25 protein-coding genes are annotated in these 26381 nt (G+C 44.3%); 7 read left to right on the forward strand and 18 right to left on the reverse strand.

The genetic code is table 11. The features are described from left to right. The first annotated feature begins 9 nt into the window (after nt 1-9). The gene (locus FEF09_RS12840; protein WP_146305479.1) at nt 10-585 is read left to right on the forward strand and encodes a Crp/Fnr family transcriptional regulator; all 576 of its coding nucleotides are present in this window, start codon (nt 10-12) and stop codon (nt 583-585) included. On the opposite strand, the gene FEF09_RS12845 is transcribed toward FEF09_RS12840, so the two are convergent. After that, nucleotides 578-1024, reverse strand: coding sequence for a DoxX family protein (locus FEF09_RS12845; protein WP_146305480.1), 447 nt, complete (start codon nt 1022-1024; stop codon nt 578-580). The genes FEF09_RS12840 and FEF09_RS12845 overlap by 8 nt on opposite strands. A gap of 167 nt (nt 1025-1191) precedes the next feature. On the opposite strand from FEF09_RS12845, the gene FEF09_RS12850 reads away from it, so the two are divergent. Further along, nucleotides 1192-1725 (forward strand): YceI family protein, encoded by a 534-nt coding sequence (locus FEF09_RS12850; RefSeq protein ID WP_146305481.1) that lies wholly within the window; start codon nt 1192-1194, stop codon nt 1723-1725. 13 nt (nt 1726-1738) lie between these two features. Beyond that, nucleotides 1739-2122: a hypothetical protein gene (locus FEF09_RS12855; RefSeq protein ID WP_146305482.1), complete on the forward strand. Its 384-nt coding sequence runs from the start codon at nt 1739-1741 to the stop codon at nt 2120-2122. Between the two features lie 82 nt (nt 2123-2204). Here the strand turns inward: FEF09_RS12855 and tssD are convergent, their stop codons facing one another. The 5 genes from tssD to FEF09_RS12880 all read right to left on the reverse strand — a co-directional run bounded on the left by tssD (nt 2205) and on the right by FEF09_RS12880 (nt 6352). Next, nucleotides 2205-2591, reverse strand: coding sequence for a type VI secretion system tube protein TssD (tssD, locus tag FEF09_RS12860; protein WP_146305483.1), 387 nt, complete (start codon nt 2589-2591; stop codon nt 2205-2207). Between the two features lie 114 nt (nt 2592-2705). After that, on the reverse strand, nt 2706-3218 hold the full coding sequence (gene tssO, locus FEF09_RS12865) for a type VI secretion system TssO (protein WP_146305484.1): 513 nt from the start codon (nt 3216-3218) through the stop codon (nt 2706-2708). Nucleotides 3219-3240: 22 nt separating this feature from the next. Next, a complete protein-coding gene (locus tag FEF09_RS12870; RefSeq protein ID WP_146305485.1) occupies nt 3241-4416 on the reverse strand; it encodes a hypothetical protein in 1176 nt (391 codons plus the stop codon). A gap of 45 nt (nt 4417-4461) precedes the next feature. Beyond that, nucleotides 4462-5322 (reverse strand): TssN family type VI secretion system protein, encoded by an 861-nt coding sequence (locus FEF09_RS12875; RefSeq protein WP_146305486.1) that lies wholly within the window; start codon nt 5320-5322, stop codon nt 4462-4464. A gap of 76 nt (nt 5323-5398) precedes the next feature. Then, entirely contained in the window at nt 5399-6352 is a 954-nt protein-coding gene (locus FEF09_RS12880) for a type VI secretion system baseplate subunit TssG (RefSeq protein WP_186774324.1), read from the reverse strand. Nucleotides 6353-6585: 233 nt separating this feature from the next. On the opposite strand from FEF09_RS12880, the gene FEF09_RS12885 reads away from it, so the two are divergent. Genes FEF09_RS12885 through FEF09_RS12895 form a run of 3 tightly spaced genes read left to right on the forward strand, consistent with a single transcriptional unit; the run spans nt 6586 to nt 9868 of the window. Further along, nucleotides 6586-7575 (forward strand): PKD domain-containing protein, encoded by a 990-nt coding sequence (locus FEF09_RS12885; protein ID WP_146305488.1) that lies wholly within the window; start codon nt 6586-6588, stop codon nt 7573-7575. Then, on the forward strand, nt 7547-8026 hold the full coding sequence (locus FEF09_RS12890) for a GPW/gp25 family protein (protein ID WP_146305489.1): 480 nt from the start codon (nt 7547-7549) through the stop codon (nt 8024-8026). The genes FEF09_RS12885 and FEF09_RS12890 overlap by 29 nt, the downstream gene beginning before the upstream one ends. A 9-nt stretch (nt 8027-8035) precedes the next feature. Next, on the forward strand, nt 8036-9868 hold the full coding sequence (locus tag FEF09_RS12895; RefSeq protein WP_146305490.1) for a type VI secretion system baseplate subunit TssF: 1833 nt from the start codon (nt 8036-8038) through the stop codon (nt 9866-9868). 139 nt (nt 9869-10007) lie between these two features. On the opposite strand, the gene FEF09_RS12900 is transcribed toward FEF09_RS12895, so the two are convergent. The 6 genes from FEF09_RS12900 to FEF09_RS12925 form a co-directional block, all read right to left on the reverse strand. Continuing rightward, the gene (locus FEF09_RS12900) at nt 10008-11084 is read right to left on the reverse strand and encodes a lytic transglycosylase domain-containing protein (RefSeq protein WP_146305491.1); all 1077 of its coding nucleotides are present in this window, start codon (nt 11082-11084) and stop codon (nt 10008-10010) included. Between the two features lie 11 nt (nt 11085-11095). Then, complete coding sequence (locus FEF09_RS12905; RefSeq protein ID WP_146305492.1) at nt 11096-11983, reverse strand: hypothetical protein; 888 nt, start codon at nt 11981-11983, stop codon at nt 11096-11098. An 87-nt stretch (nt 11984-12070) separates the two neighbouring features. Then, nucleotides 12071-13447 carry a DUF5458 family protein gene (locus tag FEF09_RS12910; protein ID WP_146305493.1) on the reverse strand — a complete coding sequence of 459 codons (1377 nt, stop codon included), beginning with the start codon at nt 13445-13447 and terminating at the stop codon, nt 12071-12073. A 199-nt stretch (nt 13448-13646) separates the two neighbouring features. Further along, nucleotides 13647-14093, reverse strand: a complete 447-nt coding sequence (locus FEF09_RS12915; RefSeq protein WP_012789968.1) for a hypothetical protein — start codon at nt 14091-14093, stop codon at nt 13647-13649. A gap of 57 nt (nt 14094-14150) precedes the next feature. Further along, nucleotides 14151-16601: an AAA family ATPase gene (locus tag FEF09_RS12920; protein WP_146305494.1), complete on the reverse strand. Its 2451-nt coding sequence runs from the start codon at nt 16599-16601 to the stop codon at nt 14151-14153. A 528-nt stretch (nt 16602-17129) separates the two neighbouring features. Then, entirely contained in the window at nt 17130-17984 is an 855-nt protein-coding gene (locus FEF09_RS12925; RefSeq protein WP_146305495.1) for a bifunctional helix-turn-helix domain-containing protein/methylated-DNA--[protein]-cysteine S-methyltransferase, read from the reverse strand. Nucleotides 17985-18090: 106 nt separating this feature from the next. Between FEF09_RS12925 and FEF09_RS12930 the strand changes: the two genes are divergently transcribed. Further along, nucleotides 18091-19023, forward strand: coding sequence for a helix-turn-helix domain-containing protein (locus tag FEF09_RS12930; RefSeq protein ID WP_146305496.1), 933 nt, complete (start codon nt 18091-18093; stop codon nt 19021-19023). A gap of 104 nt (nt 19024-19127) precedes the next feature. Here the strand turns inward: FEF09_RS12930 and FEF09_RS12935 are convergent, their stop codons facing one another. From FEF09_RS12935 to FEF09_RS12960, 6 genes are all read right to left on the reverse strand, one after another. Further along, nucleotides 19128-19700 carry a hypothetical protein gene (locus tag FEF09_RS12935; protein ID WP_146305497.1) on the reverse strand — a complete coding sequence of 191 codons (573 nt, stop codon included), beginning with the start codon at nt 19698-19700 and terminating at the stop codon, nt 19128-19130. Nucleotides 19701-20089: 389 nt separating this feature from the next. Beyond that, on the reverse strand, nt 20090-22207 hold the full coding sequence (locus FEF09_RS12940) for a multicopper oxidase domain-containing protein (protein ID WP_146305498.1): 2118 nt from the start codon (nt 22205-22207) through the stop codon (nt 20090-20092). 26 nt (nt 22208-22233) lie between these two features. Continuing rightward, nucleotides 22234-22716, reverse strand: coding sequence for a DUF3347 domain-containing protein (locus FEF09_RS12945; RefSeq protein WP_146305499.1), 483 nt, complete (start codon nt 22714-22716; stop codon nt 22234-22236). A 77-nt stretch (nt 22717-22793) separates the two neighbouring features. Continuing rightward, nucleotides 22794-23213, reverse strand: a complete 420-nt coding sequence (locus FEF09_RS12950) for a hypothetical protein (RefSeq protein WP_146305500.1) — start codon at nt 23211-23213, stop codon at nt 22794-22796. Nucleotides 23214-23817: 604 nt separating this feature from the next. Further along, nucleotides 23818-24783 carry an MBL fold metallo-hydrolase gene (locus tag FEF09_RS12955; RefSeq protein WP_146305501.1) on the reverse strand — a complete coding sequence of 322 codons (966 nt, stop codon included), beginning with the start codon at nt 24781-24783 and terminating at the stop codon, nt 23818-23820. A gap of 74 nt (nt 24784-24857) precedes the next feature. After that, nucleotides 24858-26279: an RtcB family protein gene (locus tag FEF09_RS12960; RefSeq protein ID WP_261387454.1), complete on the reverse strand. Its 1422-nt coding sequence runs from the start codon at nt 26277-26279 to the stop codon at nt 24858-24860. Between the last annotated feature and the right edge of the window lie 102 nt (nt 26280-26381).

Here is a 26381-nt window from a genome sequence, read left to right on the forward strand (position 1 = left end):
ATATTACATATGCCAGATATCCTTGCGGTCAAACAGGCGCTTTTGCAGCTTGATAAGCATGCAGGAGATAACTGGCACCTGTTTGAGCCGTTACTGCAGCCAATGGAGTGCAGTAACGGCTCTTTTCTTACTCAGGCAGGCAGAGTCTCTTCTGCGATCTATTTTATCAGTACAGGCATCGTACGGGTCTTTACCCTGCATCAGGATAAGGAAGTATGCCTCGATTTCGCATTTCCGGGGCAGTTTTCGACCGCTTATGCCTCTTTCATCACCCAGCATCCTTCCATTGTCTCTTTGCAGGCTATAACGCCCGTAAATGGCTTTGCGTTCTATTATAAGGATCTGCAGGAGCTATATAGTAAAAGTCATGAAGCTGAAAGGACCGGTCGTTTGCTGGCGGAATACCAATATCTCCGTAAATATCGCCGGGAACTTGCCTTTCTGCAATTCACCGCACGTGAGCGATACATTCAGCTGCTGGAAGAATATCCGCAGGTAGTACAACAAATCCCTGTAAAATATATCGCCTCCTATCTGGGTATTGAACCCGAAAGCCTGAGCAGGATCCGCAAAGGGCTTATCTGATACACCACCATATCCATGCTATATAAACCGGCTGAAAAGCCAGTCTGCTCCACGTATACCAAGGTTTAGCGGGTAATCCGCCGGGAGCTGGTAATTGTTTTACCGCCACATAGATATTTGCCGGAAACATCGCGATCAGTAAAAGGATCAGTCCCCACGCCGCATATGTTCTCATTGCCGGCACCAACAAACCTATTCCCAGTACTATTTCCAGTATACCACTGATCAATACCAGTTCCAATGCATAGGGCAGCCATCCCCCGATCATATAAGTCAGTTTACGGGGTGTTACCAGATGCATAATACCGATCAGTACAAACATCACTGCCGCAGCAATCAGGGCGTCATGTTGCGGTTGCTGTAACCAGTGAATACTGAACAGATGCCCCGTCAGCAGTAATAATAAACCTATTGTTAAAAGTCCGGATAAGAATGCCATCACCTTTGATTTTATACAAAGTTCCCTGAAATGAGTACCCGGCGAACTAACATTTGTTAGCTTTTACCGGCCCCACTTATTAACATTAATTTATAGGTATTCTTTTTGCAGTAGCAGATTTATCACATTACTTTTGAAACCAGTCATTTACATAAATGAACATTACAATGAAAAGAGCACTCTATCCATTAGCATTTGCACTTGTACTATTCGCTTCTGCCTTCACGTTCATCTCCTCCCAGAACTGGAAGATCGCAGAAGGGTATTCCGTTAAATTTTCCGGTTCAGGCGCCAACGGCATATTCAAAGATCTGAAAGGGCAGGTTGTATTCGATGAGAAAAATCCGGCAGCTGCTAAATTTGATGTAACAATTGCTGTGAACTCTATCAATACCGGTAACGGCTTAAAAAATACACACGCAAAAGGTGGTAAATGGTTTGATGCATCGAAATATCCTGCCATTCACTTCGTTTCTTCGAAAGTCACAAAAACTGCTGCAGGTTATGAAGCACAGGGTGAACTCGAGATGCATGGTGTAAAGAAACCGTTCACCATTCCTTTTACATTTGCAAAGAATGGTAACGGTGGTACTTTCACCGGCAACTTTGATGTGAATCGTGTGGACTTTGGTATAGGTGAAGCAGGTGGCAGAGTAGACGATGTGTTCAAATTACAGGTAAGCGTACCAGTTACACAATAAGCATTGTCATTACATGTTTAAAAGATATTTTCTCGCAGGAATAGCAGCAGGCATCCTTTCAGGACTTGCTGCTTTTTTTTACGATCGCATCTACACGACGGCGATGGAAGTGAATTTTACACGGCTGGTATCCCCGGCAGGTATATTCAGTGCATCGCTCTTCACCGGTATGCTGATCGCTTTATGCTGCTTTACGATCCGTGCATGCTTTAAAAAGGAAATGGAGATATTAACAAACATACTGATTGCAGGTATTACGCTATTGAGTATGATCATTCCTTTTATGGTGAGTCTTCCCTTAGATATGGAAAGACCGGAATTATTTCCGGGTCTGGTAATACCCATGCAGTTGTTTCCGGCATTGATGTGGCTTGTAATAAAACCGCTCTTTCTATAACGTCGATCCATATATGCACCAAAAAGCCCCCGCTTTCGCGAGGGCTCTGGTACAATTACGTTCAGTTAACAAATTATACCAATCAAACCCATTCGTTAATATGGGTCCCACTGCCCATACTCAATTCACGGGCTGAAATGGTGAAGGCAACGCTCATCGGGTTCTTGTCATCAGCGTCAAAAGACTCTTCAAACTTTACCAGATAGCCTTCTTTGAAGCTCAATTGTTTCAACTGCGCATCAGAGTCTCTTTTGTAGAAAGTAATGGTACCATCTTTTCTTTCGAAATTGTTTACCATCCATTCAAAGAGATCTGTTTCTCCTGTTGATTCAACAATTAAACGGATTCTGCCACCGCGTGTGATTGCCGAAGGGCGACCGGTAGCGTCTACTTCTTGGGTGAGGTCGTAGCTGCAGTGTTTTACCACCAATTTTTTGCCAGCTACTTCAAACACTGATTTGAAGGACATGGGTTAAATGTTTAAGGTTTGCAATAAAGAATTAACAAAAATGAGCTATTTATTTATGTAGTTATTTATGACATCAAATTTAACGTAATCCTTTAATACAACCAAAACTTTAACTCATCTTGATCTCATCATCTGTCTGTTATAATCAAGCTCATTGCGCGTTGTCTCCAGTTCGCGGTTGAGATCGGCAATCTTCTCTTTCAACTCTGCTATTGTTTGCTGTGCATTCTGCAATCCTCTCATCTGTTGCTTGCCTTGTTGAATAGACAGCAGATTCTGAATAATGTTATTGTACAGTCCGTAGTGCGTCACTGATTCTTTAGGAATAGTGTTACGCATTGTAACAAGATCCTGCGCTACTACCTGATCCATATAATTTGCATTCTGATTAGGCAGATTAATAGAGTCCAGATTATTCTTCACCTTCTCCATCCTTTGCAGAAAATCTCCCTGAAATGCCTGCTCCTGCCGGAATGAAGTCAGCTGCTTACGCAGATCTTCATTCTCTTTTGCAGGTACCTGATAATTAAAAAATATAGCCAGTACGAACAGGCCTACTGTAACGACAAAGAAAAGAAGGAACCAAAGAAATGCTGCTGTTCTCTCCTGTTTGTTTAGTACACGCATGTATTATAGTGTTATAAATAAATCAATCTGTGAAAAACCATCTTTTGGTTTTATGCTTGCGCAGATATTCTGAATCTTCTGCAGATTCTTCCTTGACAAAAATACCCTTGTCAGTTTTACTGCCGATGTAATCCAGTCTGCTGAGACTTTCGAACAATTTACTGATCGCACGTACGAAAGGTATCATAGGCTCCAGACACTCTCTTACATCTGTATGCTTATAACGGATATTCGAACAATTGACCATCAGCGTTTCCAGTTCACCCTGTCGCAGTTCACACCATTCTGACAGATAATTTAACAGTTCTTCCTTACCTGTATGTGCGCGTAAGTCAATTGCATTTTTCATGGTCCGCGACAATCCTGCCACTACTTCCAGCATCTCTGCGGGTGACTGATACAATCCTAACCAACGGAACTGTGATATACGTGTACCAAGGTATTGTACCATTCTTTCTGTAATGTACAACACCACCTGTGCCAGATCATTGTTCTGATTTTTACCATAGATCTTCTGTACGATCTGTACACCATGCAGTTCAAGATAACCAAGAAACTGATCCAGTTCCTGATGCAGATCAGCCAGTGCAGGATGTGCTGATACAACACTGGTTGGCGGAATATAATCATCATCCAGCTGCGGACGTCCATCCTTAACAGTGATACGTCCCAGTATCATCTGATAGGCGCCTAACTGCCCCTGTGGCATCTGTGATGCCGGTTGTATAAACAACTCATATTCCGGCGTAGCATATGGCAAACGTGGGGGATCTTCATGCAATAAAGGTTCTCCGCTCGGCTGACGGTCAAACGGATCGACCTGTATCAGAATATAATAAGCGGGTTCCGTATGCTGCGGGTCCCACCTGTAAGATATCTCAGGGAATGTAGTTGCATACTTCAAAGAGTGCACAGTATGCTCCGGGATCTCTATGCGTGCACCACCGGGAGTAACTGCACGGCATTCTGTAAGTTTGATGCGCCATTGATGCTGATTATCTGTTACGAACCAGCAGCGAAGGGATTCCTTACTCTCTGCTTTAGCCGGCAATAGTCCATAGTTCTGCGCATGCAAACCGCTGGAGATAGCATCCCGGATCTGATCAAGCATCGCATTTTCAGTTTCAATGAAATGCTGCTTCTTAATTTTCATTCCATCCACCCAGTTGACGGGAAAATATTTGAGCGGTTCTGCCATGGGATGATTGTTTGGTCAAAAAAGATTGTTTACTTGTATGAGGGATTAATTGTTATTCAGCACAACTCTGTTACAGATGATCACACTGTTTTCCTGCATGCCATTCATGAAAACAGGCTTTTCGGGATCAAGTGTACGCGCTATACCCAGCCATTTTGATTTCAGATGAAATACCCATCCGTAAGGCTGTCCGTTTTTATCGAGTACATCGATCGGCGTATTGGGGTAACGGTCATTATAGTCGTTGACAAAGTGATAAAACAGATCACCCAGATCCATTTTGATGGGGGTACGGGCCCTGAAATAAGTACGGTCCTGATCTTTGGTATTCTTCTCCAGTTCGAAGCCTATTACGATCAGATCTTTCATATCATCTTCATTCACTTCCGGTTGCTCATGATAGGCAGGATATTGCCACCATTTATGCACTCTCGCAGGAATGGCCATCATTTTTTCGAAAGTCTTGTATACAAAAGTAGGTAGCGCAAAAGCCAGAAAACAGGTCAGCATAGGGTAATACAAAAAGTCGCCTTTTGTGAACAGGAACTGTACCAGCATAAAGCCCACTCCCCCAAACAAAAAAATAGCCACAATAAAGGCCAGTTCTGAAGTCAGGGTACGCTCATTCGCCCAGAAACGGGTATACATGATATGACAATGTGCAATCCCCAGACCGAGGAACCATACCTGGTAAAACAAATATTGGCTGACAAGATTCTGATGTGTAAACAGAAAAGGAATCGAGCTGATCACCGCAAATACCAGTGTGATCAGAAACAGATACCACAATGCCTTTTTCTTATATAGAGTAAAGTTTTTAATATAACGGCTCAGTAATCCCACGATAAGAGCGCCTACCGCCATGATAGCGGCCAATACAAGATAAATTTTTGCTTTAAGTATCATAAGTTTTCCAATTGGGGAAAAGGGTTAAAACAGTCTATAGAGCCAACATCAGATGCAAAAATAGTTCCATTTAATGCTATAGGAAAAAATTATATCCCATCAATCCTTCCTTCTTGCGGCTATCGTTTACAACTACTTGTTTTTCATCCGGATGTGGTTCCAGTAAAGTTTCGGCTTCAACATCCGCCGGCAACAGAAAGCCCAGACAGGTTTCCAGTAATTTGCCATAAGGCTGCCACGAAAGGAAATCGTATACCCGGCGATGTTGCAGAGGACCAACTTTCACAATGACTCTGGGCATATCGGTATAAAAAAGGCTTCCTGTCATCGTATCTACTCCCAGCCTGCATTCTCCCAGACCGGTCTGTGTACCTGAGGATACGGCAACAGGACCATTTTCACATGTAATGGCTACCGGCTCATCCAGTATGGCCTGCAGATATAACTGCACCAATGGCAGGTTACCTGCTATACGATGAATATACGGTAATAACCTGATAAGTTTATTCACCGGTTCTTTGGGCAATCCATCCGGAATACCCCAGAAAGATAGAAATAATTCGTCGGCATCCTTTCCCAATGCATCAAATAACAGGTGTTTCTCTCTTTGCTCCAGAAATACACGTTGCAGGAAAAATTCATGTTCCAGCGGACGGAAGAATTTACGGGCCTCCTGCTCCTCCTGCTGATGCTTTTTATAGTTAGCCACCATCTCACTTACTTCCTGCTGTTTTTGCGGCGCAAAAGCGTGAAAAAGGCCCTCCGGCAATCGGTCATACAACCCGTCACGGGAAAGTGTTAAGGTAATAAAAGGATGATATGGCTGTGAATCATCTAATTGTGCATCTAAGATATCTTTATTGAAAGCTCTTGTAAAAACATTCTGCATTTGTACTGCCACTTCCGACTCCTGCACTTGATTATCCAGCAGTTCTCCCACAACAACTTCTGCACGCACATCATAATGGAGACGACGTATATGATCGATTACTTCTTCGAGCACTGCGGCTTTTTGGGCATTATTTACCATCAACGGGTTAAAATTTAGGTTTTTCGATTAATCAGGGTTCTTGTTCAGGCTTTCAACCGACACAGCAATTAACTAAAAAATTGAAATACGAATGTAGGTTGTTTAGTCATTTATGTAAAAAAATATTTAAAATTGCAGAAATTGAAAAACCCATGACCCCGCGCAAGACCCAAAATGAGCGTAAAGTAAGTACGTATAGACCCTTTAGCAAGATTACAAGCCACATTGACCCAATGGTGTTGTATACATTCCTGTGTTTACTGGTTATCAGCATTGCATTGCTCGCATTCCAGGCCTCCAATAGAGAAGTATGTACCGACGCAGCCATTGTGTTAGCCAGCCAGCAACGTGCGGGTAAATCCACCACATTTACAGCTGGTGAAGTCATCACTTTTAGAGCCGATCTCAAAGGCGGCGGCGTTGCCGGCGTTAACTGGGATTTCGGAGATTCCACCGCTTCCGCACCGGGTGTACAGGTATACCATGCCTTCAGTAAAGCAGGTGTTTACACTGTTATCCTCCATCGCGGAAAATGCGACTGGCGACAGGAAGTAATTGTCATCAATGCCCCTCCTGAAAAAGCCCCTGATGCCGGTGGTGATATCTACCCGCTGATTGAAGGTCCTGAGGAAGTTTTCATAGGCCGTCCGGTGACTTTCAGCAACCATACACCCGGCGCATCCAGCTGGTCCTGGCAACTGCTTCAGCCCAATGCAGAAGTGCATTCCGGCAATTCTGTCAAATATACCTTCGCCTCTCCGGGTGAGCGCATCCTGTCACTGATCGTCAATGGAGACAGTAGTAAAATGGTGACAAAAAGGATCACAGTCTTTGATGCGGCTCCTCAACGCCCCAGAAATGACCATTTTGACCCCATTCCTTTCCCTGAAGACCCTAAACCGGTCGATCCTAACGCAGGTGCTGCTCCGGTGCCGGATAAGCCTAAAACACCGTCTGTTTCGGATGATGAATTCAAGTTCTTCCTCACTCAGGTAGTAGATAAACAGAAAAGTGCTTCGGACTTCTCCCCTTACCTCTGTGATAATCTGAATGCAAGGGTGCTGCTGAATGATAAAGACACTGACACCTTTGCACATTTTTGTTCCCGCATCAGAGGTAAGAAACGTTTTAAGATCGAACTCGTCAACCTCATCAAAGATCAGAACGGTTGTGTGAAAGAAATCAGGGTGAGATATGACAGGAAATTCCTCGGTATATTCTAATCACTTCAGACCAGATGATATGAAGAACCAGTATTATAAACTGCCACTGGACTTTTCCCGGATCCTGCAGAAAAAGGATCTTCCTGACTGTAATCTGGAAGACTCCGTGGCCCAGCATATACAGTTGCTCATTACCACCGTACTCGGGGAGAATAAAGACGACCCGCAGTACGGCTGCCGGATATGGGATTTCGATTTCGATATCCGCGCTTCCAACAACGAAGTCAAAGAGCAGGTAGAACTGTCTGTTAAAAGCGCCATCGTGCGCTATGAACAACGTATTACTCAGGTAAGGGTGTCGGCCATGGTAAGCCAGGAGGAACTCAGTGGTGTTACCGCCAAAAAGGTCAAGAAAAAGATACGGGTGACCATCACCGGTACACTTGCCCGCAATAAAACTCCATTTCATTACAGCAGCTTCTTCTATGTAAGCCCGCTGTCGTACGATTAAACCTATGTCATGCCAAGAGAACAGAAAGAAAGGATAAAAGACCGTATGCTCAAAACGGCCGCCAGACTCTGGGGATATCCGGATGCAGAAGTGGAATCTTCTTTCGATCCCATTGTACAACTCCTGCTGGAAGCCTGTTCCAGCGAACTTGAAAAAATATCAGGCGAAGTAGACGTCTCTCATGCAAGACTGGTAGAAAGACTCGCGCAGATCATGATGCCGGAACCCATCACCAGCAGCCAGCCCGCCTACGGCGTATTACATGCCGGTAGTAATGAACCGTCTACCGTTATCGATGCAGAACACCAGCTGTTCTATACCTCGAAAAGCGGCTTCAATTCAAAAGACCTCTTCTTCATGCCGCTTACCCGGCATCGCCTGTTCCGCGGACAGGTCAAATACACCGCCATCGGCAACCGCTTCTTTGAAACGCGTGATAACTGGTTTAAAGAACAGATATTGCAAGGTAGTCTGCAGACAGACACCCCACCCAATCATCTGTGGATAGGCCTTTCACTGGAAGGCAGCCCCTCTTCCATAGAAGAAATGTCTTTCTTCTTCGATCTCAGAAACGTGCATCAACAGGAAATGTTTTACTACTATCTTCCGCTTGCACGCTTCTATCTCAACAATACAGAACTGACTGTCAAAAGCGGCTATAGCCAAAGTCAGGATGCCGCCACTGAAGCTGTTGACAATATCATGCATCCTGCCTTTGATACCAACACCCGTTACAGTCAGCAGATCCTGCATCGCTTCCGCCATCAGTTCCTGACAATCAGTCAACCGACTTCGCTTCCGCTGCAATCTCCCGCACCGGAAACGCTGCAACATATATTCGGAACCGCATTCAATAAAATCCAGCCCAATATACACTGGATCAGGATTGAATTCCCGGAGACCATCCGGCATACACTGATGGAAGATCTCTTTTGTAATATCAACTGCTTCCCTGTTGTCAACAAACGTATCAATGAACAGTCACAGCGGCTGAACCGTTACCTTAACATCATGCCGCTGCACACTGCTGATATCTATTTCGATGTCAAACGTGTACATGATACCGGTGGTACTGACTATCACGTACGTAACTTCACAACAGCCGGCGAAATGCAGGAAGGCGAACTGGTGGTGCGCAGCAGTGGTATCGGAAGATTTGATACCCGCGAAGCAAAAGAAATCATCGCCTACCTCATTGAAGTGATCCGTGATGAAAGTTCGCTTTTCGAAGAAGTACGCAATGACTATGTCGCCAACCGCATCCGCGAATTACATCAGTTAATTGCCTCTCTGGAAGAACAATTACAACCCAGCGTTAATCGTGGTAATATTCCATATCTCATGGTAAAACCACGGGAGGATGCAGACTTCCTCTTCATTGAATTTTTTACTACAAACGGAAGTCTGGCGAATAACATACGCATGGGAACACGTTTGCAGGAATATGGCAGCGTACAGCTACAGCCGGGTTCCATCACACTCCTTTCCAATACACAAGGCGGAAAAGACCGTCTCAGTATCGACGAAAAAGTAAACCTCTACCGTTATCACCTGCTGAGCCGGGATCGTGTAGTAACACCGGAAGATATCAAAGCACTCTGCCGCTATGTTGTCGGTAATGAGTTGCGGAATGTAAGTGTCGCCAAAGGTGTTTCTGTCCTCCCCGGCGCCTCTGAAGGATATACCCGTACACTGGATATCAGGCTGACATTATCACAACCTACAACAGCCTATGCAGCCGTGAATCTGGTGTATCTTAAAGATGAATTATTATCGCAACTGAAAGAGCGCTCAGCTAATAACTATCCGTACAGGATTTATATGAACGAGGTATTGATGTGACAAGCAATTAAAAATCAAACATCATTACCACAAATATCTAAAAGAGAAGAGGCGTCCGCTTAAAGCGGACGCCTCTTCTCTTTTAGATATTTGCCGCGATCTCCGCTGCATTTCAATTGCTGATTTTCCCTTACTTCTCTCATATCTTCAACAATCTCACATCCTGCCCTGCCTTCAAAGCATCAGCAGGCACTCCTTTTTTACCACCGGCATCACATAACGTAATCGTATTGCCAAACCCCAGATCCACATAAATACGATCACTCACAATCCATCCGCGACCTGAAATTTTTGTGTTCTTACGAATATACACACCATTAGCCTGCAGGTCATCGAGTAACAAAATGCTTATCAGCTGACCATCTTCAAACGTATTGTTCTTTTGCAGTTTCGCTGCAAAAGCCGCACTGGCTACTTGTGTTTTGCCCCGGGTCTTGGTATCAACTGTAATACGGATAGATTTAAAATCGCCGGCGTTACTTTCCAACGGTTTAGCGGCCGTTTGTCCCGGCTGACCGATACCAGATGCAGGTGTTGAAAACACAGACATATTTGCATTGCCCTTATTGAAAACATTATATCCAAAGCCCGGCATATACAATTCAGGACTCTCAAACAACTGCTTAATAGCAATGATCTTATAGATATATTGTGCAGTTTCATTATTCAGCACCAGCTGATAATAATCGCTGCTTCCCTGCCTTTTCATATTACGGGAGATGTTCCCGGCACCTACATTATAAGCCGCTGCTGCCAATGTCCATGAATGCAGCTGACTATATAATTGTTGCAGATAACGACACGCTGCATGTGTTGATTTCAGCAGATGATTACGTTCGTCATTATCATATCTGACTTCCAATCCCATGGCCGCTGCTGTTTCAGGCATAAACTGCCACACGCCCTGTGCGCCTACAGCAGAGGTGGCATTGGTAAAACCACTCTCTACTACAGGCAGGTACTTAAAATCTTCTGGTATATTGTACTGATGCAGTATGGGAATGATCACAGGGAAGTAAATGTCCGTCTTCGCTTTCAGTACCGGCAGAAAATTGCGATACCGGAGATGACCTTTTATAGCGTCCATTAATTTGTAGGAAACGAAATCACGTTCCATAGGCACGAATTCCCCACAGAAATTCACCTGCTGGGCATTGCCTGTCAATGTGCATAGCCAGAGACTGACAATAAACAATATTTTGAGTTGGATACGCACAGTGGTACGTGTTATTTACTGATCATATATTTTGGCAAGGCGCTGGCAGGTGTATATAATACAATCTGATTCTTATTCGCCTTATTGTACATCACCAGAATTATTTCATCATTCTTTTTGAAATCACGGGCCGCCGCTACAAACACAATGCTCTCATCTGCTTTTCCTGCTATGGCGTCCGTCCCTTTACGGTATAATACCGGCATCGTAAATAGTGATGCCGTATCCTGTTTCGTTTTATGCATCAGCGACACTTTACCGATCACAAAAGGCTCGCCTGAACGGTTCCTGATATGATAACTGAAATACACGAGGTTATTCAGACTCATCGCCTGTGAATACGTAAGTGTGATGCCGTCAGCGGTCGTTTCATACTGGTGACCACCTTTACGTTGTTTACGAAAATCTTCTGCAATATTACCTACCGTAACAGTATCAATACCAGCTGCAACTGCCGGATCTTCCTGTTCTGCCGGATCGGCCTCATTGCTGTCCCCTGTAGCCGCAGCAGTACTTCCGCTGCTGCCGGTAGCTGTACCTGTACTACCGTTATTTTTAACTGATCCGCTGGCAGAGAGCGTATACTTTAATCTGGATAATTCTGCCCTTTCACGGAAAGCCAGTATCATGTAATGTATATTATCTCCTTCACGGATCACCAGATTGGTGGGCCTTGGGTTGGCTACTACCGGCCGGATAAATACAACATTACCGTCTACTATGCGATAATCATAGTCTGCGTTCTTGCCATCTCCAATCTGAAAAGTGGTAATTGCGGATCCACAGGTAATAAGGGTGACAGCGCCTTTAGTTGTAATAATGCTATCTGTCTGTGACTGTCCCAGTGCATTGCACCATGACAATAAAAAACAGAAGACGCCTGCTAAGACATACTTCATCTGATAATCTTTTCCTTTCTTGAAATTTTTTAGTGATGAAAACAGTGGGCTGACCATCGATCATGATCAGCCCTTGCTGTTTTAATATTATGCTTTATCCTGTTCATATTCAGTATCCCATTCTGTCGCATCTTCCCCCTTATGTCCTTCCATTTTGATCAGGAAGTTCTTGGCCGGGAAGTACGGTTTCAGGTGAATATTGAGGTGGATACGATCTTTTTGTATAGGATCCTGTTCGAATCTGCGTACGTTAAAGTCCTCTATCAGTTTATCAGGACCGGTAATACTATCAAGGAACCGGATGATCTGTTTCATCAGGTCTTTACGTGTGTTGGCATTAAAGTTTTCAAATGCACGACGGTTCAGGAAGTCCATCAGCACCTTTGTCACGTAGTCGAATACACGTACTACAGAATAAGTCTGCAGACCGATATTATCACCGTTGAACAAGGTCTTGGCACTGAAGGCCATTACCTTACCATATTCTTTTACCATTGGTATCAGACCCATTTTTTCCAGACCGGCAATTTCACTCTTCTTCAGTTCAAACTTCACACCGTCTACTTCATTCATGCCACCAAATTTCTTACCGGCTGTTACCTGTGACATGAGTGTTTTATACACTTTACCGGCCAGTGCGCCTGATGGTGGTACGTACAGATTATCCTGTTCGTTGATCTCATCAAACTTACCACGACCTACCAGCCAGTTACAGGTCATCATTACATTAGATCGGTGTATTTCACCACCGGTGAGATTGGCCAGTTCAAACATTTCCATCACATCATCCGGTGCATCCAGATGAGAGAAGTCAGTGATGAGCATCGTTTTATTTTCATAAGCGATCTTCGCCCATTTCTCCAGTACTTTGTTCGAACCAAGATAGCCGGGAATAACCAGCAGACTATAGTTATCACGCAAGTCCAGCCGATCGTAGTTGCTCACCAGCTCCTGATGTATTGCATCAATAAAACGGGTGTTATCCAGATCTTTCAGCTGGTCTTGCTCCACGTTGATAAAGGCAACATTCTTTACCTTATCGGACTCTGTGTTTTTGAAAAACAGGGCCACATTACGGTAAGATTGTTCCAGTTCACGGGTAGCTTCCACTGCTTCTGCAAGGTTATTATTCAATACGCGCTCTGCCTGTTCTGAATGTTCGGTACAGAAGCTCACCATATCAGGCAGGTCCTGTGCTTCCGTCAGTACTTTTTCCCAGAGTTCGAGTGTTTTCTTCAGCTTATCGCGTTCACCTTTTTTGGTGCTTTCTGTAAGGAAGATATTACGACGTGCTTTACGGTCAGGGTTCAGGTTCTGCACGCCTTCTATCGCACCTTCAAGCAGGTCAAAACCACCAAATTTTGCCAGTATATCTATATTCTCCTGTAGAGAAGGAGCGGTTTGTTGAGAGGGGGCATTCTGCAGTTGGTCCTGCTGCTCCTGCTGTTTTTGTAATTCAGCCATAAGACATTTTCAATTAGGAATTAGGAATTACGAATTAGGAATGTAAGGTTAAAAGATGCTATGCTGAATAAAGATTATCCCTATTTAAACAGACATCAATTAAAGGATTTAATCAGCAAATCCATCATCAGGAAATTGAATTACTCATTCGTAATTCCTACTTCCTGCATCCTAATTTTTCGTTCATTTATTGCTTCAATCATTTCTTTTCAAGATCAGCTACCAGTGACCTTATTGATTCTAACAGTGCCTGTCGGGCAGCAGGATCAGCAAGGGCAGCTTTCAGCACCTTATTTGTTTTAAGGTGTTTCATGATTTTCAGATACTGTTCTTTTTCTGTGGCGAGGTTGTCGAGGAATGTACTCTGTGCGGTAATTCCTTTTATACCGAAGTCGCCCAGGTTGTGGAATTCGAGATTTTCGGGAACAGTACGACCTTCTGCATCATGAAACAACATGTTTACAGCCGGTTTATAATGTTCAAATACTCCTTCTACAGTGGTAAGTCCCTGCACGATTTCCGGTTTAACAGGCGTTTGCTGGGTCAACTTTTCAGCAAACAGGGTCCGGTTATGAGAGATCTCAACAATGGCTTCATTGGCGTCGAGTTTCACCTCATTACCACCAATCCCGTAATTGTCATTCATATCAATTGGTTTTTACAACAATAAATGTTCTATGGTTCTTCTGTCAGTTTCTCCTGATTATCCCTGCGCAGCGGTTTGCCATTGCAGCTCACCCTGCGCGTCAATATCCAGTTTAACGGTCGTATGGGGTTGCAGACTTCCTTCAATGATCATCCTTGACAAGGGCTTTCTCAGTCTGCTCCGGATCACTTCTTTCAATGGACGTGCGCCATATAACGGCGAATACCCTTCTGCTGCCAGCTTTTCTCTTGCGGCGACAGAAACGTCGAGGGTTATTTGCTGCTGCGTTAACAATTGCAGCAGATGTTTCAGATGGATATCAAATATCTTCACGACATTCTCCTGCTGAATGGGACCAAATGGAACGATCTCTGTCAGCCTGCCTAAAAATTCGGGTCTGAAATTTCTGGCCATGATCTCCATCAGTTGCTGTGAAGCGGGAATCACTCCCTGTCTGAAAGACTGGGCGATCACATCACTACCGATGTTGGATGTAAACAGGATCAGGGCATTTGAAAAATCACCGGTTTTACCCAGGCGGTCATGCAATTTGCCCTCGTCCATTATCTGCAGGAAAATATCAAATACTGATGGATGCGCTTTTTCTATTTCGTCAAACAATACTACGGCATAAGGTTGCTGGCGGATCTTATTTACCAGCAGGCCCCCTTCTTCATATCCCACGTAGCCCGGCGGAGCGCCATATAGTAAAGCCGCCGAGTGTTCTTCTTTAAATTCGGACATGTCAAATCTGATCATGCACCGTTCATCCTGAAACAAGAAGTCTGCCAAAGATTTCGCTAATTCCGTTTTCCCGGTTCCGGTTGGTCCGAGGAAGAAAAACGAGCCTATTGGCTGTCCCGGTCTGCTGAGACCGGAACGTGATTCCAGAATGGCTTCAGAGACTGTCTTAAGCGCATGATCCTGCCCTACCACCCTCTTCCGCAATTCGAGGTCCATATTCACCAGACGCTCGCGTTCGCCCGACTGGATCTTACCCAGTGGAATGCCGGTACTTTCAGCGATCATTGTTGCGAGGTCAATCCCTGTTACAGCAATATGCTGTGTTTCTACCAGTGGTTCCAGCTGAGAAACGATATCGATCAATGCCGTCTTCAGAGCAGCTGCATTTTCAATCTTGTATATATCGTGCTGCGGTTGCAGACGGGAAGTTACCAGTGCGCTATAGCGTTGCATACACTGTTGATACCACCAGAGTAATTCCTCCCGGCTATCACCGGCTGCTTCGAGTTTTCCTTTCAGGTCATCCAGTGTGATCCTGCCGGTATCCTGTGTGGTACGTATGGCTGCCAATGTACGATCGAGCAGGTTGACAGCACTGTCCGGCAAACTTCTTTCCTTCAGATAGCGACGTGAAAGTTTAATGGCTTCACTGATCACTTCCGGCGCTACTTTCAGGTTATAATAGCTTTCATAATCAGGCATGACTGCCTGTATCATCCGGGCAGCAGTTGCTTCATCCGGCTCTGCCAGTTGTACCACTTCAAAACAGTGCCGCAGCAGTCCATCCGGCTCTATCAGTTTACGGAAACCTTCCGGGGTACTGGTTGCAATAAGGGTGATATCACCTTTATTCATAGCTGCTTTCAGCACATTGCCGATGCCTCCTGCAGATCCCGGTTGTTTGTCCAACAGGGTATGCAGATTATCAATGAACAATACATGGCGACCCGCTTCCTGCAACTGCGCCATGATCTGTTGCAGTCTGTCTTCTAATTCATTCTTATAAGCAGCACCCGCGATAAATGCACCGTAATCCAGTGCATAAATGTCCGTCTGCTGTAACTGCAAAGGCGCCTGCTTTTGTACAATAGCCCTTGCCAGCGCGTCTGCCAGCGCGGTTTTACCCACGCCACCTTCTCCGGTGATCAGAATACTGGAACGTCCTTTACGGGTCAGTATTTCCATCATCATACGCACTTCCGCATCACGGCCGGCGAGTGCATGTTTTGTTTGCAAACGCTGCGGATCAGTGAGTTTATAGATGTATTTCTGTACAACACCTTTACCGGTGACAATCGTTGTCTTTGGCGCAGTGCCGTTACTATCTTTTTTATTGAAATGCGCAAGCAATTGTGCCCGCTGCAAAGGAAATGTCTTCAGTTGCTCGAAAGAGAATCCTACTCCCGGCGTACTGATGGCAACAAGTACGCACCATGCGTCTGCCGCATCAAGATCGTATTCCAGTCTTACCGCATCTGCTTCCTGCAGCACATTGGCTGCATATTCGTCAGCATCCGGCTCTTCTGGTAAACGGCCGGCTTTAGGTACACTATCCAGCCTCACTTCTGCCCATTCCTCAAGATAATACGTGTCTATATCCATTGCCTGTAGCTGCGGGGTCAGTCCGACTTCCTTATGCAGACATGCCAGCAATAAATGGGCAGGTGTATAATTTGCATGGTGATGTTCTTTGGCCAGTGCCTGTGCAATGCGAATAGCGGATTGCACCTCAGGAGCATATATGGTATATGTAGTCAGGGTCATTTGGGCGTTCCAAGGTTTTTCAGTTAACAGTTTAAAGGGTTAAATATTACATGGTTCTGTGACGCAAATGTAATATCGGGTTTTAATTAATTGTAGTAAAGATACTGCTAAAATGTATATGAAATATTTATTACGCCGGACGATAAAATAAGGAGGCGCCGGGTATGAAGTGGAGGCGGGGTGGACATGAGGTGGACTTGATCAATACATATAATTGTCCTTCAATCATTTAGGATATATGCAAGATAGGTATTTTAATAGCATCCTGATCGCAGTATCCGGGTCCTTTTTTACTACGATCAAAATGGCAAACAATGATAAAAGAAGCTTTAAAATAATTCCTCATCTGTATGTAACAATGTATACATCTATAACACTGAATATTTATAAAAATGTGAGTCTTGCCAGAGACAATTTGTTCGTCTCCGATATATCTCCATACTACATCGCTATCAGACCATCATTTCTTCGTTGGTGAGCGAAGGAATAATGGTCTGATAACGGTGTAATGCCGATACACCGGGAGATTCAGGATATTTCCGACGAAGCGCCTTTTGCCGCTTCCCAGCCAATCATAGCCATTTTACGGGTACTTCCCCAATGATATTCACCAAATTCACCATTTGACCGGATTACCCGGTGACAGGGGATGAGAAAAGCGACCGGATTATTGCCAATAGCCGTGCCTACTGCCTGATAAGCCCGGTCAGCTTTGGCCGCTATTGCCACTTTTCCATAGCTGGAGAGATCACCCATGGGGATCTGTAAAAGCGCTTCCCAGACTTTTAACTGAAATGGGGTTCCCTTCAGGTGCAATTTCACTTTTCCCAACGTACTCCAATCCTGCGTAAAAAAGTATAGCGCATTCTGCTGGATCATATCCAATACCTGTGTATAACGCGCGTTAGGAAATTGTTCCTGTAAGTTCAAGAAAGCCAGATCCCGGTTTTCTCCAAATGCGAGATAACAAAGTCCCTTTGGAGTAGCCGCCAGAATAAGGGGGCCAAACGGGCTTTCTGCAAAACTATAATTGATGGATAGTGCCTCGCCCCCGTTTTTGTACTCTCCCGGCGTCATCCCTTCTATATTCATAAAAAGATCATGTAATCTGCCGGTACCTGAGAGTCCGGTTTCTATAGCCGTGTCAAAAAGGGAAGTTTGTTTCTCTTTTAACAGAGATTTCGCATATTCTACGCTCAGATATTGCGTAAATTTCTTCGGACTTACCCCTGCCCATTCCGTAAACATGCGTTGAAAATGGTAAGGACTGAGGTAAACATTCTCCGCAATTTCCTCCAGAGAAGGCTGTTTTCTGAAGTTCCCCTTCAGGTATTCAATTGCCTTTGCGATACGCTCATAATCAGTCAGTTCCTGTGTAGTCATATCTATTTCATTTACAATACAAAAGTAGCTATTCACCTTTGTCACTGAAACCCGGTTCTTGCGGAGTTCTTTACACTGATTTTTACCGTAATTTTGCACCCTGATTATGAACACGAACCTGCCAATATTCGATATACCGTCCACGATACGCTACTACCTGTCACTTGACAAACCTGTGACACAAAGTTTCGGGATGGATAAATACGATGAGTTGCTGCACCCTGACAATTTTGCTGTACTGAGCAATGAGGGAAGCGTAAAAAGTGGCGCACCTATCAGGACTGACCACTACGCAATTATTTTATGCATCCGCGGCACCTGCCAAAAAACAATCGGCGCCTTCACTTTTGATGTAGGCCCGCAATCTCTGCACATCGTATCGCCAAAACATACCACTTCATTTGACAATGCTTCTGACGACCTCCTGTTATACATGGTCATGTTCAAGAAGGAATTTATCACGGATAGTTTTATCAAGCAAAGTGCGCTTGATCCTCTGATAGACCTGAACCCTTCCTGTGCACCGGTATACACTTTGTCAGATGTTCATTTCCAGAAAACAAAACAACTGTTCGAAAGAATAGACCGGGAATACCGGGAAGGTAGTCCTTTTTTCCTGCAGATCGTTCGTTTGCAGGTAGTGGAGTTGCTGTATGAGGTGAACCGTGCATTTGAGAAATGTCAGGAGAGCAGACCAAACCATCAGTTAACAAGACAATATTCCACTTTCATTAATTTCCGTGACATGGTGGAAGAACATTTTCTGGACAAACGAACAGTACAGGAATATGCGGATATGTTACATATCTCGGCAAAACATCTGAGTGAGATCGTTAAACAGGAAACCGGCAAGAATGCCTTACAGGTTATTCACAGCCGTCTCTATCTGGAAGCAAAATTGTTACTGACCACTTCTTCGCTGAGTGTAAAGGAAATTTCTGATCAGCTGAACTTCGATACCAGCTCACATTTCAGTCGCTTCTTCAAAAAGTTTGCTGACGAAAACCCTTCTGATTTTAAGAAGTTATCTGTCGCATAAAATTATCTTTCTGTTGCATAAAATACGATAGGGCCTCCCAAAAGGAAGGCCCTACTTCATTTGATTATAAACCCCTTAAACAATTATGTCCTGACTTATTGTACTTATTTTAATCCAAATGTATAAGCAACTCTCAAACCAATCAGATTAGCCGGATCGCCACCATCTACAAATTTTGAATTACCATCGAATTTAACACCAGCATCCAGATAATTTCCTTTACCCAATGGGATCAGATAACCGATCTGTGGGCTATAGGTGAACGCTGCTGTCTTGTTGCCAATCGGACCGTTGGTAATAAAGTTTACACCGGCTTGTCCCTGTACATACAGATTATTGCTCTGGAAAGGATAATACCTTAAACCAGCTTTCACGGGAATCCACTGCAAATCATCCAGACCAGGAATATCATCCGCGAATACATTTGCAAATCCTGCATTCAGGTTTACATATAATGTCTTCTTGATGATAGCATAATCTGCCTGTACGGAACCGCCTAAAGACCATTTGTAATAGTCACTGAAACTTCCAACCGGTATTCCTGCTTCCGGACCAACACTCAAAGAGAATGATGGTCTCTGTGAATCACTATTTCCTTTCGTTTGTGCCTTTACGCCTACTGCTACTGCTAATAATAATGCTAATGTAGTTACGCCTGCCTTAATTGTCTTTTTCATCGTCTTTCGTTTTAAATCTTTTTCTGTTAATCTTATATTCTATGTTGTTCGTCCTTTGTTGTTTCTTTTATATCGCAGCTGCTGTATAAATCTGATGACACAAAAGTAGACCGTAATCAGTTGCTGGTCAATGCCAATTTCACGGAAAAAATAGCCAATTTCTCCGATCACAAGAATTTCTTTAGACAAGCCGAAAAATTGGTTTCTTAAACCGAAATATTGGTTTTTCATATAACCTTTCGAGGTGCTACATTTGTGACACGAAACACGAAAAAAATAATTACAGTAATAAACAGTTGTAGGTTTAGGTAGAAACGGGTGTAATCATACACCCGTTCACTTTTTTATACAACCCGTAAGCTGTTTCGCAGAGAGCAATGCACGCTATATTAATAGGTAATAGTAATACCCGCACCGAGACCCATATCACTATCATAGTGCGTAGAGAGAGATAAATACTTCGTCATAATATACCTGAAACCGGCCATGTACTCCTTATCTGTATTCGCCATAAAATTGAAGCGCAGTCGCCGGGTAAGCGGAACATCTTCCCTGCTTAACTGAAAGCGTAATCTGCCATCCGTATCAACAGAAGCATCTGCAACTATCAGCATAGGTAAAGTATATTCCAGCCCCACATGAAATACGCTACGCCGGTTTTTGGTACTTACCTGTCCGAATAAATTCTTTTCCGGTTCATGCATACGCCGGTAACGCATATCCCATCCTACATAAGGGAATAACCATTGCATCTGTCCGAAATAACGACCGAAATGGCTTTCGGTTTCATAACCATTCTCACCATTATATCCGGCACGCCATTCCGTCTGAAAGCGGTAACGTGTATTGGCAAATACAATCTCACCATCACTGCTGTTACTTTCCAGACCTATTCTCGCTGATGAATGGATCTTACGATCATCTGCATAGATCTTGCGGATCGCTTTCTGCGGATCAGGAATTTCCGGATTAGGCGGAGAATCCTGATAACTGAAAATACGTCCCATACCACTCATCATGTGATAGAGAATATGACAATGGAAAAACCAATCACCACTCTCAGTAGCCGCAAATTCCAGTGTATCTGTCTCCATCGGCATTATATCCAGTGTATTCTTTAAGGGAGCATATTCACCCTGTCCGTTCAACACACGAAAGAAATGTCCGTGCAGATGCATCGGGTGACGCATCATCGTACCATTGTAAAGCACAATGCGGACGTTCTCTCCTTTTTTTATCAGGATCTTATCTGATTCAGAGACCGTTTTATTGTTGATCGTCCATACATAACGATTCATATTTCCACTCAGATTGAAATGCAGTTCCTTCACCGGGCCTTCGGGTAAAGTAGTCTTTACAGGCGATTTCAACATCGCATAATTCAGCGTTACGCCCGGATCTTCGGGATACATCACTGCGTTCATATCCATCTGCTGCAAACTCATTGACATACCCATGTCATCCATCTGGCCATTCATCTTCATCATGTCGTTCATCATCTTCATGCCTTCAAAATATTTGAGGCGGGGTAAAGGTTCAGCTTTTTTCTGCGGACCATTACCCAGAAAAACGGCAGTAGAACGTGTACGATCTTCTGCAGTGGAAAGGAACTCGTAACTGCTATCAGCAGGAATATCTACCTCTACATCATATGTCTCGGCAACACCTACAATAAGGCGATCTACCACCACCGGTTCGACATCCATACCATCATTAGCCACAACCGTAATTTTTCCACCGGCATATTTCAACCAGAAATAAGTAGACGAGCTTCCATTTATCACACGTAGTCTTACCTTATCTCCTTTTTTAAATTGTGGTTGTACTTCTATTGGCTTACCATTACTGAACAACTGATCATAGTACACGTCGCTGACATCCATGGCCATCATACGCTTCCATTCGTTTGTTACTTTGGTGGAAAAGTGGCCGGATTTAATCGCTTCTCCATAACTCTGCACGCTGTTCTTTCTTACCGCATACCAGTCTGTTGCCATGTGTAATGAACGGTCTACATGTACCGGATTTTCATTGGTCCAGTCACTCAGCAAAAGCGTATGTTCTGGCTGAGGAGCTGCATTCCGTTTTTTGATAATGAAAGCGCCATACATACCACTTTGTTCCTGAAACATCGTGTGAGAATGGTACCAGTAGGTACCATTCTGCACAAGCGGAAATTTATAGAGATGTGTTTCTCCTGCCTTGACAGGTGCAGTTGTAAGATAGGATACACCATCATAGCGATTAGGCAGTATCAGCCCATGCCAGTGTACAGATGTTTCCATATCCATTGTATTATGCACATAGATCTCGGCGGTATCACCTTCTGTGAAGGTCAGTACCGGTGCAGGAATGCTCCCGTTGATCACCATCGCATGGATCATTTTCCCATGACTGTGGATCATGGAATCCGCAACATACAGGTCATAGCGAACGGTGCGCGGCGTCTGGGAGAAAGCAAGGTAATGTGACAGTAATACGATTACTGTTAACAGAAAACGTTTCATATTAAATGCTTGTACGTGTCTGTTAATTATTTCAGCGTCTCTGTTACTTTTCCGCAGGTAAGCATCTGCTTGCCGTAATAAGGATTTTTTACCGCCGCTTCATTGCTCAGCCAGTAGCTTTTCTGCATAGGGCAGTACTGCTGGTATACTGGTGTATCGGAAAGCTTAACGGCTTTGGCCAATGTGAAGATATTGTTGGAGAAAGATTTGAACTGTTCGCGTTGTTTATTCAGATCTGTGGTGGCAGCAATCGCATTGGCATCCGCAGTCAGTTTTTCCTGCAGCGGCATGAATGCTTCATGTTCTGCTGCTGACAGGGCATGCATATCCACACTACCGATCGCTTTTACGAATTCAGCTGCTTTGGCATTTGCCGTAGTCGCATCACTGCTCACCAATGCATTCTTTACATCGTAGTAAAGAGATAACAGTTTAGATAAAGATGGATTTGCAGCTTGTGCAGAGAAAGTAGCGAGTAATATAGTAGTTGCTATGATAAGACTTTTCATTGTAATCTGATTTTAGTGTTTGAATAATAGAAAAATGGTTTGCCTTAGTGATAAGGCAGCTGCTTATTCAAACAAAATCAAATCTGAAAAGATTGAATGGACACCCTTATATCAATGGGTGGCGGGTGCTGGTGTAGTATAACGTATCTGTGTGGAGTAGCAGACCGGGATACCGGAGATACAGACAACCATCTCACGGGAAACAACACTGCCTGTAATGGCAGCCACTTGATATCATCGTGATGGGACTGGGTTTTGTCTAGCAGTTCAAACCTGATCATACCATCTCCGCAACAACGGTGCGAAGACTTTTTGGGGGCATGATGCAGCTGATGCTTTGCATGCATATCCTGCATGTCATGCATCTGGTGCATATCATGATGTCTGTCTGTCCAGAGACCAGACTCCAGTGCGCAGGCAAAACCGACCGCCGTATTCATCAGAAATACGATCAGCAGCAAAAGCGCCCGTAATGATATAGTCTGTCTGGACTTCATGTGGAGACAAAGATATATCCCCTATGCGGAAGCTTTGTTATATAATTTCAAGCGCTTGTTATATAATTTATGGCCTTTATTATCTTTTGAGCAAGGCAACGGCCATCAATATAAAGGCAACAATCAGCAATGCGTGTGCTGTCTCCCGGTTTTCGGCGTTCTGTACGATAAGCTGTTTGATTCTGGTCATTTTGAAGGATAGTATTATAATTATTTATGGAGGTGCGGCGGGCTGCATTACGGGTTGTGTCTATCTGGAAATATCCGTATTTATACGCAGCATCTTCCGCAGTATTACGCTTACTTAACTGGTTCTCTTATAGTAATTTGCATACTCATCGGACAGGAATTTCACTTTCGCAGGTTTCGCTCCGTTCACATGGAGCGGAACTTGTAAAGTGGAATAGTGACGAGCGTTACATAATATAACGCAACCAATATAGTATTATTATTATTTGAAACAAAGTTATAATATCAACACAGGTGTAATCGTTTCTCTTTCAACAGGCCATGAGCCAAACCCCATCCTTAATTAATAAAAAAGCTCCCGCCAGTGACGGGAGCTTTTTTCATTTATGCTCAGGCATTTATATACGACTGAATATTAACTGTATCTTTTTTTCACTTCGCTGGCCAATAAGGCCCCTATACCTACCAATGCCAGTACGGCGGCAGTACGGAGTAATGTTTTCCGGGTATTGGAGGCAGGAACATATTCCACTCCACTGATACCTGCCACAGCAGGGTCACCGGTATAACGTCCGTTGGCCGGCACAGCATCCTGCTGGAAATTGTCAGCCAGTTCCTGCAGGGCAGCCAGCGCTTCTCCTTCCATGATATGTCCATGTCCGGTAGCTACGATAGAAGGCTGTAAGGCGGCCAATGTCTGCACTGATTTCTCGGCAGCTGCCCAGTCATAAGTAAAATAACGGGGAGGTCCGGATAGCTTTCTTTCCTGTTTGAGGACGGCAAACAATGATTCCTGACGGGTGGTAACGAAGGCATCTCCGGCTAACAATACGCCGTCATGTTCTCTGTACAGACTGACGTGTCCGGGAGCGTGGCCGGGAGTGTGGATGTATTTCCATTCTTTTAGTCCGGGAATGTTGCCTTGCTCGGGTAAGAGCAGTAGTCGCCCGCCAAGATCAATGGGGCCTTTCGGGAACAAAAAGGAGAGCCAGGTAAACAATCCGCCGCCTGCTGTCGGATCAGGTGGCGGATAGGCAGAGCGTCCTGTCAGATATGGCGCTTCCAGATAGTGCGCATATACCGGTACATCCCATTCGTCGGCCAGCTGTTTCACGGCGCCAATATGATCGAAATGACCGTGTGTCAGAATAATGGCGGCAGGTGTGGCCTGCGGCCAGAATAATTCCCTTGACACTTTCCTGATCCTTGCAGCAGCACCGGGTAAACCAGTGTCGATCAGTACCCAGTGATTAGTGGAAGGATCATGTACAAAATAGACATTGACAAACTTATCACGTACGCCCCATACGCCGGGAGCTACAGAAAACCAATCATGTTCTGCGCATGCTTTAATTTTAACCAGTGCTTGTTGCTTTTTCATACTTATTGGAATTAACATGAACACTGTCTTCTCTCTCTCAAAACTCATGCTCAGTCCAACAAGCCCAGCCGTTATCAGTCTTCTTTACTCCCGTCATCAGCCATTCTAACCATTTTCGGGGTGAATTTCGCCACCACATCTACCAGATCTTTCTGCGCATTCATCACCACATTAATGTCCTTATATGCCATAGGCGCTTCGTCCAGACCTGCACCGATCAATGTCACATTATTCGCCTGCAGTATTGCTTTCATATCCTGATGGCTGATATTCTTTGTAGCCTGTGTACGGCTCATCTGACGTCCTGCGCCATGAGAAGCCGAGTTAATAGCCAGATCTTCCCCTTTACCTCTCACCAAAAACCCCGGTGCGGTCATAGAACCCGGAATGATCCCCATCACACCTTTACCTGCAGGCGTAGCTCCTTTACGGTGTACTATCACCTCTTCCCCATTCCAGATCTCTTTCCACGCAAAGTTGTGGTGGTTTTCCACTTTTGCCAGCAGTTGTCCGCCAATAGCTTTAGCCATTTTCTCATGGATCACTTCATGACATGCAGAAGCATAATCACCTGCCAGATTCATGGCCAGCCAGTATTCCTGACCAGCTTCACTGTTCATATCCAGATAAGCAAGGTTTGCTGCATCTTTTGGCAGTTTACAGATATCTTTCGCGACACGTGTATAATGACCCGCCAGTGTCGCACCAAGTCCTCTTGACCCGGAATGTGACAACAGTGCAAGGTATCTGCCGGCTGCAATGTTCAGAGGTTTATCTTCTTCAGAGAATTCAATGATACCCCATTCCACGAAGTGGTTACCACCTCCGGAAGATCCTAACTGAGACCATGCTTTATCATGCAGATTTTTAACAAACTGTGTCATGTTAAACTCGTTCCGGTCCAGTACAGCATGTTCTGCACGCTCCTTTCTCAGGAAGCCATGTCCTGCACCGAAACGGGTATGGGCAATCAGTTCTCTTTTATAAAAATCGGGATTTTCGAAATAGTGGTTCTCCGGAATATCGAAGATGGACAATGCCATACGGCAACCGATATCCACACCTACACCGTAAGGTATTACGGCGTTTTTAGCGGCCAGCACCCCTCCTATCGGCAGACCATAACCCTGATGCGCATCCGGCATCAAAGCGCCTGCTACCGTAACAGGTAAGCGCATAGCAATATTCATCTGCTTAACAGCTCCTTCATCTATATGTTCCTGACCATATACCGCAAATTCCTTTGCAGTTTCATTCAGGTCAATTGTTTCATCTTTTGGTGCGTTGGCTTCTTCAATCATTTTAGTAGCCAGATCTTCCAGTATCTCATGATCCAGATATAACTCCGGTTTTTCTGCCAATGACTTCATCATAGACAAGACAATATCACGGTCTGCATCGTGGTAATTCTTTTCCAGTACTTCCAGTGCAAGACCTAATATTTTACCCTGAGTAAAACCGATAGCTAACAGATCGTTACCATTAATCCTGTTCATATGCATTTGTTATTGGTTATAATAATAATGCAATATTCAGGACAATGTGCGCACTTTTTCTGCGCACTTGAAAATTCTTTTGAAAGAACAATAAAACTATAT

The organism is Chitinophaga pinensis (genome assembly GCF_007896845.1).
GTDB lineage: Bacteria > Bacteroidota > Bacteroidia > Chitinophagales > Chitinophagaceae > Chitinophaga > Chitinophaga pinensis_C.

Excerpts from the sequence above, each read along its gene's own strand:
- FEF09_RS12875 (WP_146305486.1), bottom strand. The coding sequence starts at position 5,322 with ATGATACTTAAAGCAAAAATTTATCTTGTATTGGCCGCTATCATGGCG.
- FEF09_RS12940 (WP_146305498.1), bottom strand. The coding sequence starts at position 22,207 with ATGAAACGTTTTCTGTTAACAGTAATCGTATTACTGTCACATTACCTT.
- FEF09_RS12930 (WP_146305496.1), top strand. The coding sequence starts at position 18,091 with ATGAACACGAACCTGCCAATATTCGATATACCGTCCACGATACGCTAC.
- tssD (WP_146305483.1), bottom strand. The coding sequence starts at position 2,591 with ATGTCCTTCAAATCAGTGTTTGAAGTAGCTGGCAAAAAATTGGTGGTA.
- FEF09_RS12960 (WP_261387454.1), bottom strand. The coding sequence starts at position 26,279 with ATGAACAGGATTAATGGTAACGATCTGTTAGCTATCGGTTTTACTCAG.
- FEF09_RS12915 (WP_012789968.1), bottom strand. The coding sequence starts at position 14,093 with ATGAATGACAATTACGGGATTGGTGGTAATGAGGTGAAACTCGACGCC.
- FEF09_RS12945 (WP_146305499.1), bottom strand. The coding sequence starts at position 22,716 with ATGAAAAGTCTTATCATAGCAACTACTATATTACTCGCTACTTTCTCT.
- FEF09_RS12845 (WP_146305480.1), bottom strand. The coding sequence starts at position 1,024 with ATGGCATTCTTATCCGGACTTTTAACAATAGGTTTATTATTACTGCTG.
- FEF09_RS12950 (WP_146305500.1), bottom strand. The coding sequence starts at position 23,213 with ATGAAGTCCAGACAGACTATATCATTACGGGCGCTTTTGCTGCTGATC.
- FEF09_RS12855 (WP_146305482.1), top strand. The coding sequence starts at position 1,739 with ATGTTTAAAAGATATTTTCTCGCAGGAATAGCAGCAGGCATCCTTTCA.
- FEF09_RS12880 (WP_186774324.1), bottom strand. The coding sequence starts at position 6,352 with ATGGTAAATAATGCCCAAAAAGCCGCAGTGCTCGAAGAAGTAATCGAT.
- FEF09_RS12885 (WP_146305488.1), top strand. The coding sequence starts at position 6,586 with ATGGTGTTGTATACATTCCTGTGTTTACTGGTTATCAGCATTGCATTG.
- FEF09_RS12935 (WP_146305497.1), bottom strand. The coding sequence starts at position 19,700 with ATGAAAAAGACAATTAAGGCAGGCGTAACTACATTAGCATTATTATTA.
- FEF09_RS12890 (WP_146305489.1), top strand. The coding sequence starts at position 7,547 with ATGACAGGAAATTCCTCGGTATATTCTAATCACTTCAGACCAGATGAT.
- FEF09_RS12840 (WP_146305479.1), top strand. The coding sequence starts at position 10 with ATGCCAGATATCCTTGCGGTCAAACAGGCGCTTTTGCAGCTTGATAAG.
- FEF09_RS12925 (WP_146305495.1), bottom strand. The coding sequence starts at position 17,984 with ATGACTACACAGGAACTGACTGATTATGAGCGTATCGCAAAGGCAATT.
- tssO (WP_146305484.1), bottom strand. The coding sequence starts at position 3,218 with ATGCGTGTACTAAACAAACAGGAGAGAACAGCAGCATTTCTTTGGTTC.
- FEF09_RS12850 (WP_146305481.1), top strand. The coding sequence starts at position 1,192 with ATGAAAAGAGCACTCTATCCATTAGCATTTGCACTTGTACTATTCGCT.
- FEF09_RS12870 (WP_146305485.1), bottom strand. The coding sequence starts at position 4,416 with ATGGCAGAACCGCTCAAATATTTTCCCGTCAACTGGGTGGATGGAATG.
- FEF09_RS12955 (WP_146305501.1), bottom strand. The coding sequence starts at position 24,783 with ATGAAAAAGCAACAAGCACTGGTTAAAATTAAAGCATGCGCAGAACAT.
- FEF09_RS12905 (WP_146305492.1), bottom strand. The coding sequence starts at position 11,983 with ATGAAGTATGTCTTAGCAGGCGTCTTCTGTTTTTTATTGTCATGGTGC.
- FEF09_RS12895 (WP_146305490.1), top strand. The coding sequence starts at position 8,036 with ATGCCAAGAGAACAGAAAGAAAGGATAAAAGACCGTATGCTCAAAACG.
- FEF09_RS12920 (WP_146305494.1), bottom strand. The coding sequence starts at position 16,601 with ATGACCCTGACTACATATACCATATATGCTCCTGAGGTGCAATCCGCT.
- FEF09_RS12910 (WP_146305493.1), bottom strand. The coding sequence starts at position 13,447 with ATGGCTGAATTACAAAAACAGCAGGAGCAGCAGGACCAACTGCAGAAT.